Consider the following 16,287-nt stretch of genomic DNA (forward strand, 5'->3'; position numbering starts at 1 on the left):
TGGCTGACACCCTTTTATAGAAATTTAGACTTAATAATACATGAAATTATAGGAAATGTGTAGATTAAGATAATATTATCTTGAATTTTTAAACTTTTCAATCTAATATGAGTATCTATAAGTATTTAATTGGAGGATTCTATGTTATGAAAATTGCTGTCTTAGGAATGGGCACCGTAGGAACTGGTGTCGTAAAAGTATTGAACACCAACAAAGAAAAGATAGAGTCATTGACCGGTGAAGAAATCAAGATCACACATGTGTTCGCCAAAAATGTCGATAAAGCACGTGATGTTGACCTTTCCGGCATTGAGATCACGGACGATATCAATGATATCTACAACGCGGACATCGATGCGGCCATAGAAGTGATGGGCGGGATCGACCATACATATGACATTATGATGGAGCTGCTGAATAACGGAATCCATATCGTCACCGCAAATAAAGATCTGCTTGCAGAGAGGATCGACGACCTCACTGAAGCTGCAAACAAAAACAATGTCCATCTGAATTATGAAGCGGCCGTCGCAGGCGGCGTCCCGATCATCAGGACGATTGAAAATTCATTGAATGCAAATCAGATATCCGAAGTGATGGGCATACTTAACGGGACGACCAACTATATACTGACGAAGATGACGATCGATGGCTGGTCTTATGAAGATGCACTTGACGATGCCAAGGCGAAAGGTTACGCAGAAGCCGATCCGACCAATGATGTGGAAGGGATCGATGCACTGAGGAAGATCGTCCTGCTTTCAAGGCTCGCCTTCAACAGGAAAGTGGACATCAAAGATGTGCCGAGCACGGGCATCTCGAAGGTCGATGCGGCGGATATACAGATTGCGAAGGACCTCGGCTACATCATGAAGCTCGTCGGCATCAGCAAATATGACGACAGCATCAGTGCAAGCGTGGAACCGATATTCCTGAAAGCGGACCATCAGCTTGCTTCCGTCAATTATGAGAAGAACGCCGTTTATGTCAACGGCAATGCGGTGGGCGAGACGATGTACTACGGCCCCGGTGCGGGGAGCCTCGAGACTGCGAGCGCCGTCGTATCCGATCTGATCCATGTACTGACCCAGCCGGCAAACGGCAACTTCCAGCCGGCAGAAGATGCAGTGATAGAGAACAAAGCGGTTGAATACCAGTATTACCTGCGCTTTGGCGACTCCGAGGCGGATGTCAAAAAGGCACTTGATGGGAAAGTCGACCATAAATTGAATACTGCACACGAATCCGTCGTCGCCGTGACGGCGAAGCTGAACATCGACCAGCTGGAAGATGCATTGGAAGGGCTCGATGTAAAAGCCAAATACCCTGTAATTGGAGATGAGTGAGATGGCCTACTGGAGAGGTTTACTTGAGGAATTCAAAGAATATCTGCCGGTGACTGATGCAACACCTGCATTGTCACTGCAGGAAGGCAACACACCGCTCATCCCACTGAACTCGTTCAGCGAGGAATACGGCCTGAATGTGTTTGCGAAATTTGAAGGGCTGAACCCGACCGGATCGTTCAAAGACCGCGGCATGGTCCTTGCCGTCGCGAAAGCGAAAGAGGAGGGTGCACATACGGTGATCTGTGCATCGACCGGCAACACTTCCGCTTCTGCAGCAGCATATGCATCAAGGCTCGGGATGAATACGATCGTGGTCATCCCTGAAGGCAAGGTGGCGCTCGGCAAGATCGCGCAGGCCATCGTGTACGGCGCGAAGATCGTCTCCATCCAGGGCAACTTCGACGATGCACTGAAGATCGTACGCAAAGTCGCGGAAAACAATGAAGGCGTCACGCTCGTCAACTCGGTCAATCCCTACAGGATCGAATGCCAGAAGACGTCTGCATTTGAAATCGTGGACGCACTGGATGAGGCGCCGGACTACCTGTTCATACCCGTCGGCAATGCCGGCAATATTTCCGCCTACTGGAAAGGATTCAAGGAGTACCATGAGAAGAAGGGCTCGAAGCTGCCTAAAATGTTCGGCTACGAAGCGGAAGGCTCGGCGGCGATCACTAAAGATAAAGTGATTGAAGCACCGGAAACGGTCGGCACCGCCATCAGGATCGGCAACCCGACAAGCTGGCACCTCGCAACAGCGGCACGGGACGAGTCCGGCGGTCTCATCGATTCGGTGACCGATGATGAGATCCTTGAAGCCTATTCAAGGCTTGCAAGGAAAGAGGGGCTCTTCGCAGAACCGGGATCCAATGCAAGCATTGCAGGCCTGATCAAGGCAGTATCCGAAGGCCATGTGGAAAAGGGCAGCACGGTCGTCACGATCCTTACAGGCAACGGATTGAAAGATCCGCAGACTGCAGTCGATGAAGCGGCGGTCCAGCCGAAGGTGCTGCCGAACGATGAAGCGGTGATCACGGAATATATTGAAAGCCTGAATGACGATGAAGGAAATTAATCTCAAAATCCCGGCGACGAGTGCAAACCTCGGCCTGGGTTTTGATTCCATCGGTGTTGCCGTCACAAAGTTTTTAAAGATCAAAGCTTATCCAAGCGAAGCCTTCAAAATAGAGTTTTTGAACTCCGATCTGAAGGTGCTGCCGCCGGGCGAGGACAATCTCGTCATCTCCACCGCGAAAAGCATCGCCCTGAAATATAATAAGGAGATGCCGCCGGTGACGGTGGAGATGGACAGTGAAATTCCGCTTGCCCACGGGCTCGGCAGTTCATCGTCCGCAATCGTCGCAGGCATTGAACTGGCTGCCTACTTCTGTGATTTGAACCTGACCGATCATGATAAGATCATGCTCGGCTGCGATATCGAGGGTCACCCGGACAATATCGGCCCGTGCATCACGGGCGGGGTCTTCGTGGGTTATTACAACCACGGTGAACTGTATTACCATGTACTTGATGATATCGATTTTTCACTGATCGTCTCCGTGCCGAATTATATGATCAATACGAACGAAGCAAGGCGGGCGCTGCCGGATTCATATGACAGGCAGACCGCAGTGAACCAGAATGCCATCAACAACGTCATGCTGTTCTCTTTATTCAACAAGGAATACATCGATATGGGCAGGCTGATGATGAAGGACCAGTTCCATGAAATCTACCGCCGGCCGCTCATCAAGGAATTCGATGACATCAAGGACAGGGCCCTGAAAAACGGCGCCTATGCGACCGTCATCAGCGGTGCGGGCCCGAGTGTCATGACGCTGTGTGATCAGAAGGATGTCGGCGGCATCCTGAACGATCTGAAGAAAATCCGGAATGTCGAGCATGAAGAACTCGAAATCTATACGAAATGACAGGCGGCTTCCGCCTGTCTTTTTTATGACCGGCCGTTCTGAATGCAATTCTCATTTTATGTTAGAATGATTTATTGAGAACATAATGCAAAGGAACGATGATGATGAGTCAGTTGAAGAATAAAGGTTACGCAATTTATGATTATATGGAGACCTTGAAGTATGAAGGCATTGAAGAGGACTATGAGGCGCTGCTTGAGTACTTTGAATATCTGCCTGTGGATGACTATGCCCCTGAGCTGAACCGGTACAGGAGATATTCACGTGCGCTGGTGCTGCCGGCTTCAAAAAACATCGAGTGGCTGCCGAATGTGGTGAGGGACGGCCGGGAGTATGCCGCCTATTTCCAGGGGAAATTCAACCCCGAGCATCCCGGCTCCTACCGTGAATTCCATGCGATCGATCCGCACATCCTCGAAAACACGCTGCTTAAGAAGATCATCATGGCAGACTATGAAGAAACTTTCTGGGGCGAAGAGGATATGATCATGCCGATACATGTCGGGGTGCACTTCGTCAAATTGGAAGTGGATGAAGAAGGGGAGCGTGCAGTGTCTTCGCCGGACTGCCTGCATCAGGACGGGGAGCCGTTCACTTTTGCGCACCTGATTGAAAGAAGGAATGCAGAAGGCGGCATCAATGCCATCGGCATACCTTCAGTCAGCGGCAGCCAGCCGGAGGAAGTGGATGAGGATAAACTTCACGAGGTGTTTGAACTGAACCGTCCGCTTGAATCCTACGGTGTGGAAGATTCATCCGTGAGCCATTATGTCGGTCCGATAACGAAAGGCGGGGGAGAGGGCCCTGCCGTCCGGTCGGTGATATTGATCGATTACCAGTTGACCGTCGTTGCAGATATGGATGAGTGAATAAAAAAGCACTGCCTGAAGATATCTTCAGGCAGTGCTTTTATGGTTTTGCGCCATTTCCATTTATTTTGAGCGCGATTCTGATCTTCGGTCCGCCACCCGCGGGAGGATCTTATCCAGAATATCATTGATGGTGACGATGCCGATGAACTCGGAACCGTCCATGATGACGGCAAACTGCTCGCTGGACTTCCTCATTGTTGTGAGGGCCTCGTGGACGAGTGTGCCCCTCTGCAGGACGAATGCGGGGCGGGAGAGATCCTTGACGGACCGTCCCGGTGGTTCAAGCAATGTATCACGTACATGCACTATGCCGGGGGTTGCTTTATCGTCATCCATGATCAGGATCCGTTTATGGCCCGTGGACTCCGTCGCCTTTTGAATATCATGGGCTGTGGCATCTGATTTCACGGATGTTGCATCACTGTCTGCCGTGACCAGATCGTCGACTTTCAATGTTTCCAGTTCAAGTGCACCGGAAATCGGGGTGCGGAATGAAGCGTCAAGCGCGCCGACATTAGCGGAATGTTCGACAAGGTAACGGAGGGTTGCAGCATCCTGCCCCCCGACTGCGGCACTGTCGACTGGCTCGACACCGGATGCTTTTACGAGACGGTTTGCGATTTCATTGACCCAGGTCAGTAAAGGCCTGAACAGCCAGATGAAGCCGCGTGCGGGCAGACCGACTATGGTTGCCGAAAGTTCAGGATGGGCAATCGCCCATGATTTAGGTGCCATTTCACCGACCACCAGATGCAGGAACGTGACAATCAGCAATGATAAAAAGAATGAGGCGCCGCCAGCGAGCCAGATCGGCAGCCCGATATCAGCTAGCAAAGGTGACAACCAGGAATCAACAGCGGGCTTGGTGATCGCACCGAGGGCAAAGGTACATGCTGTAATGCCCAATTGTGCGCCGGCCAGCATGATTGTCAGCTCGTTGACGGAGCGCAGTGCTGCACGGGCACCCCGGCTGTTGACAGCCGCCTCTTCAAGCCTGTGTCTGCGCGCACCGAGAAGTGCAAATTCTATAATGACAAAAAATGCGCTTAAAACAATGAGTAATATTGTTGCTGAGAGAACTATCCATGGATTAGTCATTAGAGTCCCTCCTCACCAGATTATCACGAGAAGCAGGGACATCGTCCCCGGAAGCTTCATGCAGCGTCAGATGGACCAGTGTCGGAACTCTTCTTTCCACTTCGATCACCCTGGCATTCAGGTAGCGTTCAACAGGTTCGTCATAAACCAGGTCCGAAGGATCATCAGGCAGTCTGACCGTGACTGTATCATCGATTGCGGGCAGGGCGCCGCGATGGGCGATGAGCAGGCCTGCAAGGGTTTCATAATCTCCCCGCGGCAGATCCCATCCTATTTCGCGTTCTGCTTCATCAATATGGACATCTCCGCTCATCTGCCAGATGCCTTCCCCTTGGGCGGCTATAGGTTGTTCCGGTTCCGGATCGTGCTCGTCAGTAATTTCACCGACGATTTCCTCCGCCAGGTCTTCAGTCGTCAGAATGCCTGCAAACCCCCCGTACTCGTCAATGACGCAGATGAGATCGTCACCCGATTCGATCATCAGCATCCTTGCTTCGGGCAGGGGCATTACTGTGGGCACCACTACAGGCGGTGCCATGATTTCCCTGATGGGTGCATCTTCATCCAGTGATGTAGCCAGTATATCTGCGAGGTGCACGACACCGACGGGCTCATCCTCATCGTTTATGACCGGGTAGCGGGTATGCGCCGCAGCCATCAGAGCACGCACTTCACCGATCGTCATATCCGGTTCGACGGAGTCTGCTCTCGAACGGGGAATCATGGCGTGTTCGACATCGCGTTCCGGGAAATCCAGAATGCGGTCAAGCATCAGGGACAGACCTTTCGGAAGATCACCGCTTTCACGGGAATCCGCGACGATGTGTTCAAGATCACGCACAGTCGCACTGCTGTCCACATCATGGACGGGCTCGATCCTGAACAATTTCAGCAGGGCATTGGCTGAGTAATCGAAAATTTTGATCAGCCATCCGAAGACACCCAGGTAAATATTTGTTGAACGGGCAAGAGCAAGTGATAACGGTTCGGGGTTGGCAATCGCGAGGTTCTTTGGATATAATTCACCAAAAATCATCTGGACGATCGTCGATATTGCCAATGCGAGGATGGTGCCGACGGATATGCTGACAGCAGCAGGCACCCCGATACCGCCGAACAATGTGGCGAGGCTCTCGCCGACAAGCGGTTCGGCGACATAACCGACCATCAGGCCTGTGACGGTGATGCCGAGCTGGGCACCTGAAAGCATGAATGAAGTCCGCTTTGTCACTTGCAATGCGGACTCGGCTGCCTTATCACCATTTTCGGCCTGGACAGCCAGCCGCGAACGGTCGACTGACATATAAGCGAACTCCTGGGCGACGAAATAACCATTTGCCGCAATGATCGCCAGAATGACGAGGATGCCGAGCAGCAGGGTGAGCAGAGCTGTCATCATAAGCGCTCAACCGCCTTGAGGCAGCAGAGGAATCCCTTCATATTTTCCGGGACTTCGCCGGCCTGTCCACTGCAATGCATCGATTGTGAAGCCTTGAAACTTTTATCCATGTTCTCCTTCCTTTCTTCTTTTCTTTAATGAATATTATACCCTGATTGTTGTTTTATAATACAAAATGACCAGGATCAAAATAAAACCCCACAGGTAGATGAAATTATCTGTTCATTCGATGAAAAAAATGCCGGGCAGGCCTGCCCGGCATAGTGTCATCCATTATATTCCCCGACCAGTTCTTCGAACAGGTCGTACGATTTCTTAAGGTCATCCATATCGTAAATATAGGATACGGCCATGATTTCATCAACGTTGAACTGACTCTGGAACAGCCTCAGTTCTTCCATCGCCTTTTTCTTATCCCCTGAAAATGCGATAGGGAACTGTGTCTTCACTGCCTGCTCCTCCCTCGGGGACCATCTGTCCTCCATATTTTCGACCGGCTTCGGCAGTTGCCCGCGGGTGTTCCTGATCAGGTTCAGTATATTGAGGTAATGGGTGGTCTTGATGAATTCCGCCTCTTCATTCGTATCCGCCATGATCACATTCAGGCTCGCCATCTTGTACGGTTCATCAAGCTGGTTCGAAGGTTTGAAATTCTCTTCATAGATTTTAAAAGCATTTTCCATCTGTGCGGGTGCAAAATGCGCCGCAAAAGCATAAGGCAGTCCGAGCTCTGCTGCGATATGCGCAGAATCCGTCGATGAACCGAGAATGTACAACGGAATCTCCGTGCCTTGCCCGGGATAGGCGATGACATGCGCCGGTATGGATGACAGGTATCTTTTCAATTCTTCAACTTCTCTTCTGAAGGAGAACACACCGTCATGGTTGCTCCGCCTGATGGCGTTGGCAGTCGCCATGTCCGTCCCGGGCGCACGTCCGAGGCCGATGTCCAGGCGGTCTCCGTATATGGCGTGCATCGTCCCGAATTCCTCGGCCACAATCAGGGGTGAGTGGTTCGGCAGCATCACGCCGCCGCTCCCGACCCGGAGGTGTGACGTATTCTCCAAAATGTGCTTGATGAGTATTCTTGTTGCAGATGATGCGATGGATGTCATATTATGGTGTTCAGATATCCAGTACCTCTGGTATTTGGAACCGTCGATGTGTTCGGCGAGGTCGACCATATCTTCAATCGCCTGTGAGGCATTGGTCCCCGCCCTTACAGGAACAAGGTTCAGTGCTGAAATATTCAATTTTTTAGGCATTCTTTCATCTCCTGTTTTGTGTTATCTATATGAAATTGTACAAATGAATGCACATTTTGGCGAACAATTGGTTTCAAACATTATAAATTTACATTGAAACATGTTAAAATATATTAGTTAATAATTTAAAGTGGTTAAGGGTGAATGAAATGTCAGTATATGTCGACTATGCATCGACGACACCGTTCGATAAGGAAATAATGGAAAAAGTCATGGCCGGCGCAGATGTCTTCGGCAATCCGTCAAGCATCCACCGGATCGGCAAGGATGCTAAAGCGAAGCTCCAGGACCATCGCACCCGCATTGCAGAATCGATCAATGCGAAACCTAAAGAGATCATCATCACAAGCGGTGCGACCGAAGCGAACAACCTCGCGATCAAAGGCACGGCGGGCCGGCATGAAAAGCCGCATATGATCACGACTGACATTGAACATGCCTCCGTCAGGACGACATATCAGAATTTAAGTGAGCAGTATGATGTGACTTTCCTCAAAGCTTCTGAAGACGGACTGATAGACGTCGAAGATTTGAAGGACAGCCTGCAGAGCAATACAGTGCTCGTATCGATCATGCTCGTCAATAATGAGACCGGCAGCATACAGCCTGTATATGAAATCGCCAAAGTGCTTAAAGATCACCAGGCGCTCTTCCACATCGATGCCGTCCAGGCATTCGGCCATATGGAAGTTGATGTCGAGGCTCTGAGGGCGGACATGCTGACGTTGAGCGGACACAAGATATACGGCCCTAAGGGCATCGGCATGCTCTATTTGAGGGAAGGGACGAAGTTGTCCGCCCAGATCACCGGCGGCAGTCATGAATTATCAAGGCGGGCGGGGACGGAAAACACCATGTGGGTCGAAGCGCTGGCACTCGCCATGGAGAAGGCGGACTCCGACAGGGCTCGGAGAAGCTTAAAAGAGATGCAGCTGAAGGAGCGGTTCCTCAATGAGCTGACCGCAAAGGAGATCCCATTTGAAGTGAATGGTGATGTCAACCGCCAGGCGAGCCACATAGTGAATCTTCACTTCCCGTGGAGCGAGGCGGAATTCCTGCTCACGGCCCTTGATATGACGGGGATATACGTTTCGGCAGGCTCGGCCTGTAACGCCGGCACGGTGCAGCCGTCCCATGTCATACAAGCAATGTATGATGATGAGGAACGGGCCTTGAAATCCATCCGCTTCAGCTTCTCCCACTTGATGGAGGAAGAAGATGTTTTAGAGATCGTCAGCCAGTTAAAAGCGATATATGAAAGATTATATGGAAATTAAAGATTTGAATTAAGAAAGGAATGTATTGAATGGATCCATCAAAAACGACGGTTGTCGTCGGCATGAGTGGAGGTGTCGACTCCTCCGTGACCGCACAGCTGTTAAAAGAACAAGGCTATAATGTCATCGGCATATTCATGAAGAACTGGGACGACACGGATGAATTCGGCGTATGCACCGCGACGGAAGATTACGAAGATGTAAGACTGGTCGCCGAGCAGATCGGCATCCCTTACTATTCAGTCAACTTTGAAAGGGAATATTATGACAGGGTGTTCAGGTATTTCCTGGAAGAATACGAAAAAGGGCGCACACCGAACCCGGACGTGATGTGCAACAAAGAAATCAAGTTCAAGGCGTTTCTCGATCATGCGATGAAACTCGGCGCCGACTATGTCGCGACCGGACATTATGCGAGGGTTGAGCATGACGGTGATTCCGTGACGATGCTCCGAGGCGTCGACAACAATAAAGACCAGACATACTTTTTAAATCAGCTGTCCAGGGAACAATTGTCGAAAGTCATGTTCCCGCTCGGCCATATGGAGAAATCTGAAGTGCGGGCGCTTGCGCATGAATATGACCTTGCGACAAAGGACAAGAAAGATTCGACAGGCATCTGTTTCATCGGCGAACGTGACTTCAAGGAGTTCCTGAGCGGCTATCTCCCTGCCAATCCCGGCAGGATGATCAATCTCGACACCGGCGAAGATATGGGGTCGCATGACGGGCTGATGTATTACACGATCGGACAGCGCCAGGGACTCGGCATCGGCGGTGAAGGCGGACCTTATTTCGTCGCTGGCAAGAACCTTGAAGAGAATGAACTGTATGTCGTTTCACAGTATGAGAACGAATCCCTTTATTCCACCAGACTCACCGCATCCGACGTGAATTTCATCAATGACGTCGAAGGTACTTTCGACTGCACGGCAAAATTCAGATACAGGCAGAAGGATGTTCCTGTCACTGTCCATAAAAATGATGACGGCACCATCGAAGTCGTCTTTGACGGCCCGGCGAGGGCTGTGACACCGGGGCAGGCTGTAGTTTTGTATGACGGCGATGTATGCCTTGGCGGTGCGACGATCGATACGGTCTACAACGAAGAAAAAGTATTGGAGTATCTGGGATGAGTCTGCCGTATGAAGAGATCCTGAAAAATGGGGATACCGAGGAAGCGCTGCAGATCATTTTCAACTGTATAGAAGAAGCGCCCGAAGAAGAAGTCCATTATATAAACGGCGGCAACCTGCTCCACCGGCTCGGGCGCGACGAAGAGGCTGAAAAGTTCCTTCAGAAGGCCATCGACCTGAACCCCCAGAGTACGAGTGCTTTCTACAGCCTTGCAAACATTTATTTCAACCATGAGCGATATGAGGAAGCGGTCAGATTGTATCTGCTCGCCTACAGCAGGAATCCGGAGGATGCGGACCTGAATTTCATGCTTGCCATGAGCTATGTGCATATGGATGAACCGGGGAGGGCGCTGCAGTTCTTTGAAGTGGCGCATCAGTCAAGGCCGGAAGATATCGAGACGAATTTCCAGTACGGCCTTTTGTGCTGTCAGCTGAACCTGTTCGATCCGGCGGAGAAGCTGTTGACGCAGGTTTCTGGCAGCACGCCGCATGCAGACGCCGAGTATAACCTCGGCCTCCTCAAGCTGGTGCGGGATGATGATGCGGCTGCAGCGAGGACCCATTTCGAAAAAGCGGTCGAGGTGCAGGAAGACCATCATCTTGCCCATCATGCATTGAAAAAGATTTCAGAGTAGTATATTTTAAACGGCGGTGATCAGTATGGAACAGTCGTCAATTTACGATGAGAAATATATTATCGGTGAAGTCGAGCGTGTCATTTTTCAAAGCGAAAAAACACGCTTTTTTGTATTGAAAGTCAACATAGATGAAACGAACACCAACTTCGTTTTTGACGCCATCGTCACCGGTTATTTCCATGATATAACCGAGGGGGAGACGTACAGGTTCTCCGGCACCATCAAGAATCACGCAAGGTTCGGCGAGCAGTTCAACGCCACACAGTTCAAACTCGAACTCCCGAAGACGGATGAGGGTGTGATACAGTATTTGGCGAGCGACACCTTCAAAGGCATCGGCTTGAAGACCGCCAAGAAAATAGTGGATACACTCGGATCTGACGCGCTTGAGATCATATCCGACGATAAAAGCGCATTGAAGTCGGTCGGCGGCCTGTCGAAGGCCAAGATCGACATGATCCACCACACCATCCTGGAGAATAAAAAGACCGAGGAGATCATCATCCGGCTGAATGAACTTGGATTCGGCGCCAGGATGAGTGCGAAGATCCTGAAACATTACGGCGATCATACGCTCAAAATCCTCGAACAGTCGCCCTACAGGATGGTGGCGGACATCGACGGCGTCGGTTTCAATACCGCCGATAAGATCGCCCTCGCACAGGGCATCCTGCCAAACGACCTCGGCCGGCTGAAGGCGGGGCTGTTATACATCGTCGAGGACATCACGCTCTCCACGGGGCATACTTATATAGACCGTAATATTTTGAATGTCGAACTGAAGCGGCTCCTTGAATACAACGGGCGCGACCAGTTTGAAGATCGGGATATCGACGGTGTGCTTAACGAGCTCAAGGAAGATGAGAAGATCGTCGTATTCGAAGAGAGGATATACCTGCCGACGATTTTTTATGCCGAGCACAAATCGGCGGATGAAATCCACCGTATATTGAACTTTTCGGCGGATGATCCGTTTGATGAGGAGGAAGTCGATGATGAGCTGGAAGAGATCGAACGAAATGAACACATCACATATAATGAGGAGCAGATTTCTGCGATCCACAGTGCTGTGAATGAGAAGATCTCAATCATCACCGGGGGCCCCGGCACCGGCAAGACGACGATCGTCAAAGGAATCATCGGCTGTTATCATGCCCTTGAAGGATTCGAGGAATTCGAGGAATATGATGAAGGCGAGTACCCGATCAAACTGGTGGCCCCGACGGGACGCGCGGCAAAACGCCTGAGCGAATCGACGGGGATCGAAGCTTCGACCATCCACCGCCTCATCGGCTGGGGCCAGGATACGGAAAAAGATGATTTCCTGGATATAGAGCTGAATGCGAAGATGATCATCATCGACGAGATGTCGATGGTGGATACATGGCTGTTCTATCAGCTGCTCAGGAATGTGCCGAGTGAGACGAGACTCGTATTCGTCGGCGATCGGGATCAGCTCCCTTCCGTCGGGCCGGGCAAGGTCTTCAACGATTTGATAGAGTCGGATGTCATCAAGGTGACGGAGCTCACCAAGATCTACCGTCAGGGTGAAGGCTCATCCATCATCAAGCTCGCCCACGACATCAAGGAGGAGCAGCCGATCGATATCCGGCAGAAATTCAAGGACCGGGTGTTCATAACGGCAAACATATCCCAGATTTCCGGACTGGTGGACAACATCGTGAGCCGTGCCGTGAATAAGGGCTACGATATGCGGGACATCCAGGTGCTGGCACCGATTTACCGCGGCAATGCCGGCATCAACAAGCTCAACCAGGTGCTCCAGGAAATATTGAACCCCCTTGATGACGAGAAGAGGGAGATTAAATTCGGTGATATCCACTTCCGCACGGGGGATAAGGTGCTGCAGCTGATCAACCGCCGGGAAGACAACATCTTCAACGGCGACTCGGGGATCATCGATGAGATCATACTTAAAGACGAGGATGCGCAGGCGGAGAAGGATATGGTGATCGTCGATTACGACGGCAAGCATATCGCATACGAGCGCAAAGATTTGAGCGAGCTCGCCCATGCCTACTGTACGAGCATCCATAAGGCGCAGGGCAGCGAATATCCGATCGTGATCATGCCGCTGGTCAAGAGCTACAGGCATATGCTGATCAAAAACATCATCTACACCGGCATCACACGGGCCAAGGAGTCACTGATCCTGTGCGGTGATGAGAATGCCTTCTATGAGGCACTCGACAATGAAGGCATCACCCGGCATACCACGCTGGTCGATGCACTGCATGACAAGTTCAATGTGAGGATTCCCGGCGGGGCGGATGAAGTGCCGGAAAAAGATGAAAGTCCCGGATATTTGACTGAGGAGAACCTCTTCAAGATCCCGGCGATGATCAATGTGGAGAAGACACCTTACGATTTCATTTGACAGTGCGCCAATTAAAATTTATAATCATTATCATTAACGATCAGCGTCGGAGTGATCGAGTATATATGCGGTATTTGACAGAGACATTGTGGCCGGTGAGAACAATGATACGGATATATACGTGCTGCACTCCGGTGAGCGAAAATATTTAGAGTGATGGCCTTGCCATAACCTGGGTGGTACCGCGGAATATTTCGTCCCTATATTTATATAGGGGCTTTTTTTATTTATATTGAGGAGTGAATGTCATGAAAGAATTAACCGGAAATGAAATCAGGGATTTATTCATTGAATTTTTCAAAGGGAAAGATCATATGGTGGAACCGAGCGCACCGCTCGTGCCGATCGATGATGATTCACTGCTGTGGATCAACTCCGGCGTCGCCACGTTGAAGAAATACTTTGACGGACGGATCACGCCTGAGAATCCGAGGATCGTGAATGCGCAGAAATCCATACGGACGAATGATATTGAAAATGTCGGCTTCACCGCAAGGCACCATACATTTTTCGAGATGCTCGGCAATTTCTCGATCGGGGATTACTTCAAGAAGGAATCCATCGCACTCGCATGGGAGTTTTTGACCAGTGAGGAGTGGATGGCGCTGGATGAATCCCTCTTATATATCACAGTCCACCCGGAAGACATGGATGCCTATAATATATGGCGCGATGAGATCGGATTGAGTGAAGACCGCATCATAAGGATAGAAGGCAACTTCTGGGACATCGGCGAAGGCCCGTGCGGACCGAACAGTGAAATCTTCTACGACCGCGGTCCGGATTACGAATACGGCGCACCTGCAGAAGAGATGTATCCGGGCGGCGAAAATGAAAGGTACCTTGAAATATGGAACCTCGTATTCAGTGAATTCAACCATAACAGTGACGGCACCTATACACCGCTGCCGAAGAAGAACATCGATACCGGCATGGGGCTCGAGCGGATGGCAAGCATCGTCCAGAATGTGCCGACCAACTTCGATACGGACCTCTTCACACCGCTGATCAAAAAAATCGAAGAGGTGTCAGGAAAAGCATACGGTGAAGACGACGCCCGGGATGCTGCGTTCAAAGTGATCAGCGACCATATCAGGACGGTCAGCTTTGCGATAGGGGACGGTGCCCTGCCGTCGAATGAAGGCCGGGGTTATGTGCTCCGCCGTCTGCTGCGCCGCGCCGTCAGATTTTCTAAAGAGCTCGGCATCAATGAAGCTTTCATGTTCTCGCTCGTCGATACGGTGGCGGATATCATGGAAGACTTTTACCCGAACGTCAAGGAGAAGAGCGACTTCATCAAGGAGGTCGTCAGGAAAGAGGAGGAACGCTTCCTTTCCACTCTGGACGAGGGCATCCGCATTTATGAGTCATTCAGGGCATCTGTTAAAGACACTACAGGCGTCATTTCAGGCGAAGATGCGTTCAAGCTGTATGACACATACGGCTTCCCTTATGAACTCACCAAGGAATATGCAGAGAATGACGGCCTCACCGTCGATGAAGCAGGATTCATGGAAGAGATGAAGAAGCAGAGGGAACGTGCAAGAAGTGCACGCAAAGCGGGCGAATCGATGCAGGTCCAGTCCAAAACCCTGGCGGATTTCACCGCCCCGAGCACTTTCACGGGCTACAGCTCGATGAGTGAAGAGGCGGAACTCCTTCTGATCGCAAAGGATGACGAGGCGCTCGATTCGTATGACGGCGAGGAAACGGTTGAACTCATCTTCGACAGGACACCGTTTTACGCGGTGAGCGGCGGTCAGATCGCAGATACCGGCGTAATCAGAAATGACACGGCGGAAATTCATGTCGAAGGGGTCTACAAGGGACCGAACAACCAAAACGTCCACATCGCAAGGATTGTGAGCGGCGCCGTCGAGGCGGGGGAGACATACCGCCTGCATGTCAATGAGGAAAAGCGCAGATTCATCGTCAAAAACCACTCTGCAACGCACTTGATGCATCAGGCATTGAAGGATACGGTCGGGGAGCATGCCAACCAGGCCGGTTCACTTGTTGAAGCGGAACGCCTCCGTTTCGACTTCTCCCACCTGAACCCGCTGACTGAAGAAGAAATCAGGACGATTGAAGATGCGGTGAACGAAAGGATATACGAAGGCCTGGACGTCAGAATTTCCGAAATGCCGATAGAAGAGGCAAGGGAGAAGGGTGCGATGGCTTTATTCGGTGAAAAATACGGGGATGTCGTGCGCGTCGTCGATATGGAAGAATACTCCGTCGAACTGTGCGGCGGGATCCATGTGGTGAACACATCCGACATCGGACTCTTCAAAATCGTTTCTGAAACAGGCATCGGTGCCGGTATCCGCAGGATCGAGGCGGTCACGAGCAGATATGCCGTCGAATACTACAAAGAAAAAGAGGGCCTGATCGAGGAAGTGGCATCCAGCCTCAAAGTGAAAGAAGAGAACATCACGAAAAAGATCACCCAACTGTACGATGAAAGGGCTGCACTGAAGCAGGAAATCAAGGAATTGAAATCCGCTTCAGCGAAGGAGAAATTGTCTGATCTCAAAGACATCAAGCAGGAAGTGGGCGGCGTCGAACTGATTGCGACTGAAGTCGATGCGAAGAACGCCAAGGAACTCCGGTCGGTGATGGATGATGTGAAATCAGCCAACCAGGATGCCGTCATCGCGCTTGGCAGTGCGTCGGATGGCAAGGTGTCGCTCGTCGTCACCGTCCCGAAAGAACTGACCGATCAGTTCAAAGCCGGCGAAATCATGAAAGGCATGGCTGAACGCGTCGGCGGAAAAGGCGGCGGACGCCCGGATATGGCCCAGGGCGGCGGCACCGAGCCCGCTAATTTAACAAAAGCATTACAATTTGTTAACGAGTACATTAATAACTAACTTAATGGGGGTTTAAGTGATATAATGGGGACAAATCAATAGGGAGTT

At 50.9% G+C, this 16,287-nt stretch carries 12 protein-coding genes; 9 read left to right on the forward strand and 3 right to left on the reverse strand.

All coding sequences use genetic code 11. The annotated features are described in order from the left end of the window. The first annotated feature begins 146 nt into the window (after positions 1-146). The 4 genes from CRN96_RS02015 to CRN96_RS02030 all read left to right on the forward strand — a co-directional run bounded on the left by CRN96_RS02015 (position 147) and on the right by CRN96_RS02030 (position 4,149). Positions 147-1,346, forward strand: coding sequence for a homoserine dehydrogenase (locus CRN96_RS02015; protein WP_097038606.1), 1,200 nt, complete (start codon positions 147-149; stop codon positions 1,344-1,346). 1 nt (position 1,347) lies between these two features. Then, the gene (gene thrC, locus CRN96_RS02020; protein WP_097038608.1) at positions 1,348-2,424 is read left to right on the forward strand and encodes a threonine synthase; all 1,077 of its coding nucleotides are present in this window, start codon (positions 1,348-1,350) and stop codon (positions 2,422-2,424) included. Further along, on the forward strand, positions 2,411-3,280 hold the full coding sequence (thrB, locus tag CRN96_RS02025) for a homoserine kinase (RefSeq protein ID WP_097039659.1): 870 nt from the start codon (positions 2,411-2,413) through the stop codon (positions 3,278-3,280). The genes thrC and thrB overlap by 14 nt, the downstream gene beginning before the upstream one ends. Positions 3,281-3,384: 104 nt before the next feature. After that, positions 3,385-4,149 (forward strand): 2OG-Fe dioxygenase family protein, encoded by a 765-nt coding sequence (locus CRN96_RS02030; protein ID WP_097038610.1) that lies wholly within the window; start codon positions 3,385-3,387, stop codon positions 4,147-4,149. A 63-nt stretch (positions 4,150-4,212) separates the two neighbouring features. On the opposite strand, the gene CRN96_RS02035 is transcribed toward CRN96_RS02030, so the two are convergent. From CRN96_RS02035 to CRN96_RS02045, 3 genes are all read right to left on the reverse strand, one after another. After that, complete coding sequence (locus tag CRN96_RS02035; RefSeq protein WP_097038612.1) at positions 4,213-5,250, reverse strand: hemolysin family protein; 1,038 nt, start codon at positions 5,248-5,250, stop codon at positions 4,213-4,215. Next, on the reverse strand, positions 5,243-6,649 hold the full coding sequence (locus CRN96_RS02040; RefSeq protein ID WP_097038613.1) for a hemolysin family protein: 1,407 nt from the start codon (positions 6,647-6,649) through the stop codon (positions 5,243-5,245). The genes CRN96_RS02035 and CRN96_RS02040 overlap by 8 nt, the downstream gene beginning before the upstream one ends. Positions 6,650-6,915: 266 nt before the next feature. After that, on the reverse strand, positions 6,916-7,914 hold the full coding sequence (locus CRN96_RS02045) for an LLM class flavin-dependent oxidoreductase (RefSeq protein ID WP_097038616.1): 999 nt from the start codon (positions 7,912-7,914) through the stop codon (positions 6,916-6,918). A 149-nt stretch (positions 7,915-8,063) separates the two neighbouring features. Here CRN96_RS02045 and CRN96_RS02050 point away from each other — a divergent pair, with 149 nt between their 5' ends. The 5 genes from CRN96_RS02050 (at position 8,064) to alaS (ending at position 16,239) form a co-directional block, all read left to right on the forward strand. Further along, positions 8,064-9,191 (forward strand): cysteine desulfurase family protein, encoded by a 1,128-nt coding sequence (locus CRN96_RS02050; protein WP_097038627.1) that lies wholly within the window; start codon positions 8,064-8,066, stop codon positions 9,189-9,191. Positions 9,192-9,220: 29 nt separating this feature from the next. Next, positions 9,221-10,327, forward strand: a complete 1,107-nt coding sequence (gene mnmA / locus CRN96_RS02055; protein WP_097038630.1) for a tRNA 2-thiouridine(34) synthase MnmA — start codon at positions 9,221-9,223, stop codon at positions 10,325-10,327. Continuing rightward, positions 10,324-10,965 carry a tetratricopeptide repeat protein gene (locus tag CRN96_RS02060; RefSeq protein WP_097038632.1) on the forward strand — a complete coding sequence of 214 codons (642 nt, stop codon included), beginning with the start codon at positions 10,324-10,326 and terminating at the stop codon, positions 10,963-10,965. The genes mnmA and CRN96_RS02060 overlap by 4 nt, the downstream gene beginning before the upstream one ends. 25 nt (positions 10,966-10,990) lie before the next feature. Further along, entirely contained in the window at positions 10,991-13,366 is a 2,376-nt protein-coding gene (recD2, locus tag CRN96_RS02065) for an SF1B family DNA helicase RecD2 (RefSeq protein ID WP_097038635.1), read from the forward strand. Between the two features lie 248 nt (positions 13,367-13,614). Further along, complete coding sequence (gene alaS, locus CRN96_RS02070) at positions 13,615-16,239, forward strand: alanine--tRNA ligase (protein WP_097038637.1); 2,625 nt, start codon at positions 13,615-13,617, stop codon at positions 16,237-16,239. Positions 16,240-16,287: the final 48 nt, after the last annotated feature.

The sequence above is a fragment of the Salinicoccus kekensis genome (assembly GCF_900220995.1).
Taxonomy (GTDB): domain Bacteria; phylum Bacillota; class Bacilli; order Staphylococcales; family Salinicoccaceae; genus Lacicoccus; species Lacicoccus kekensis.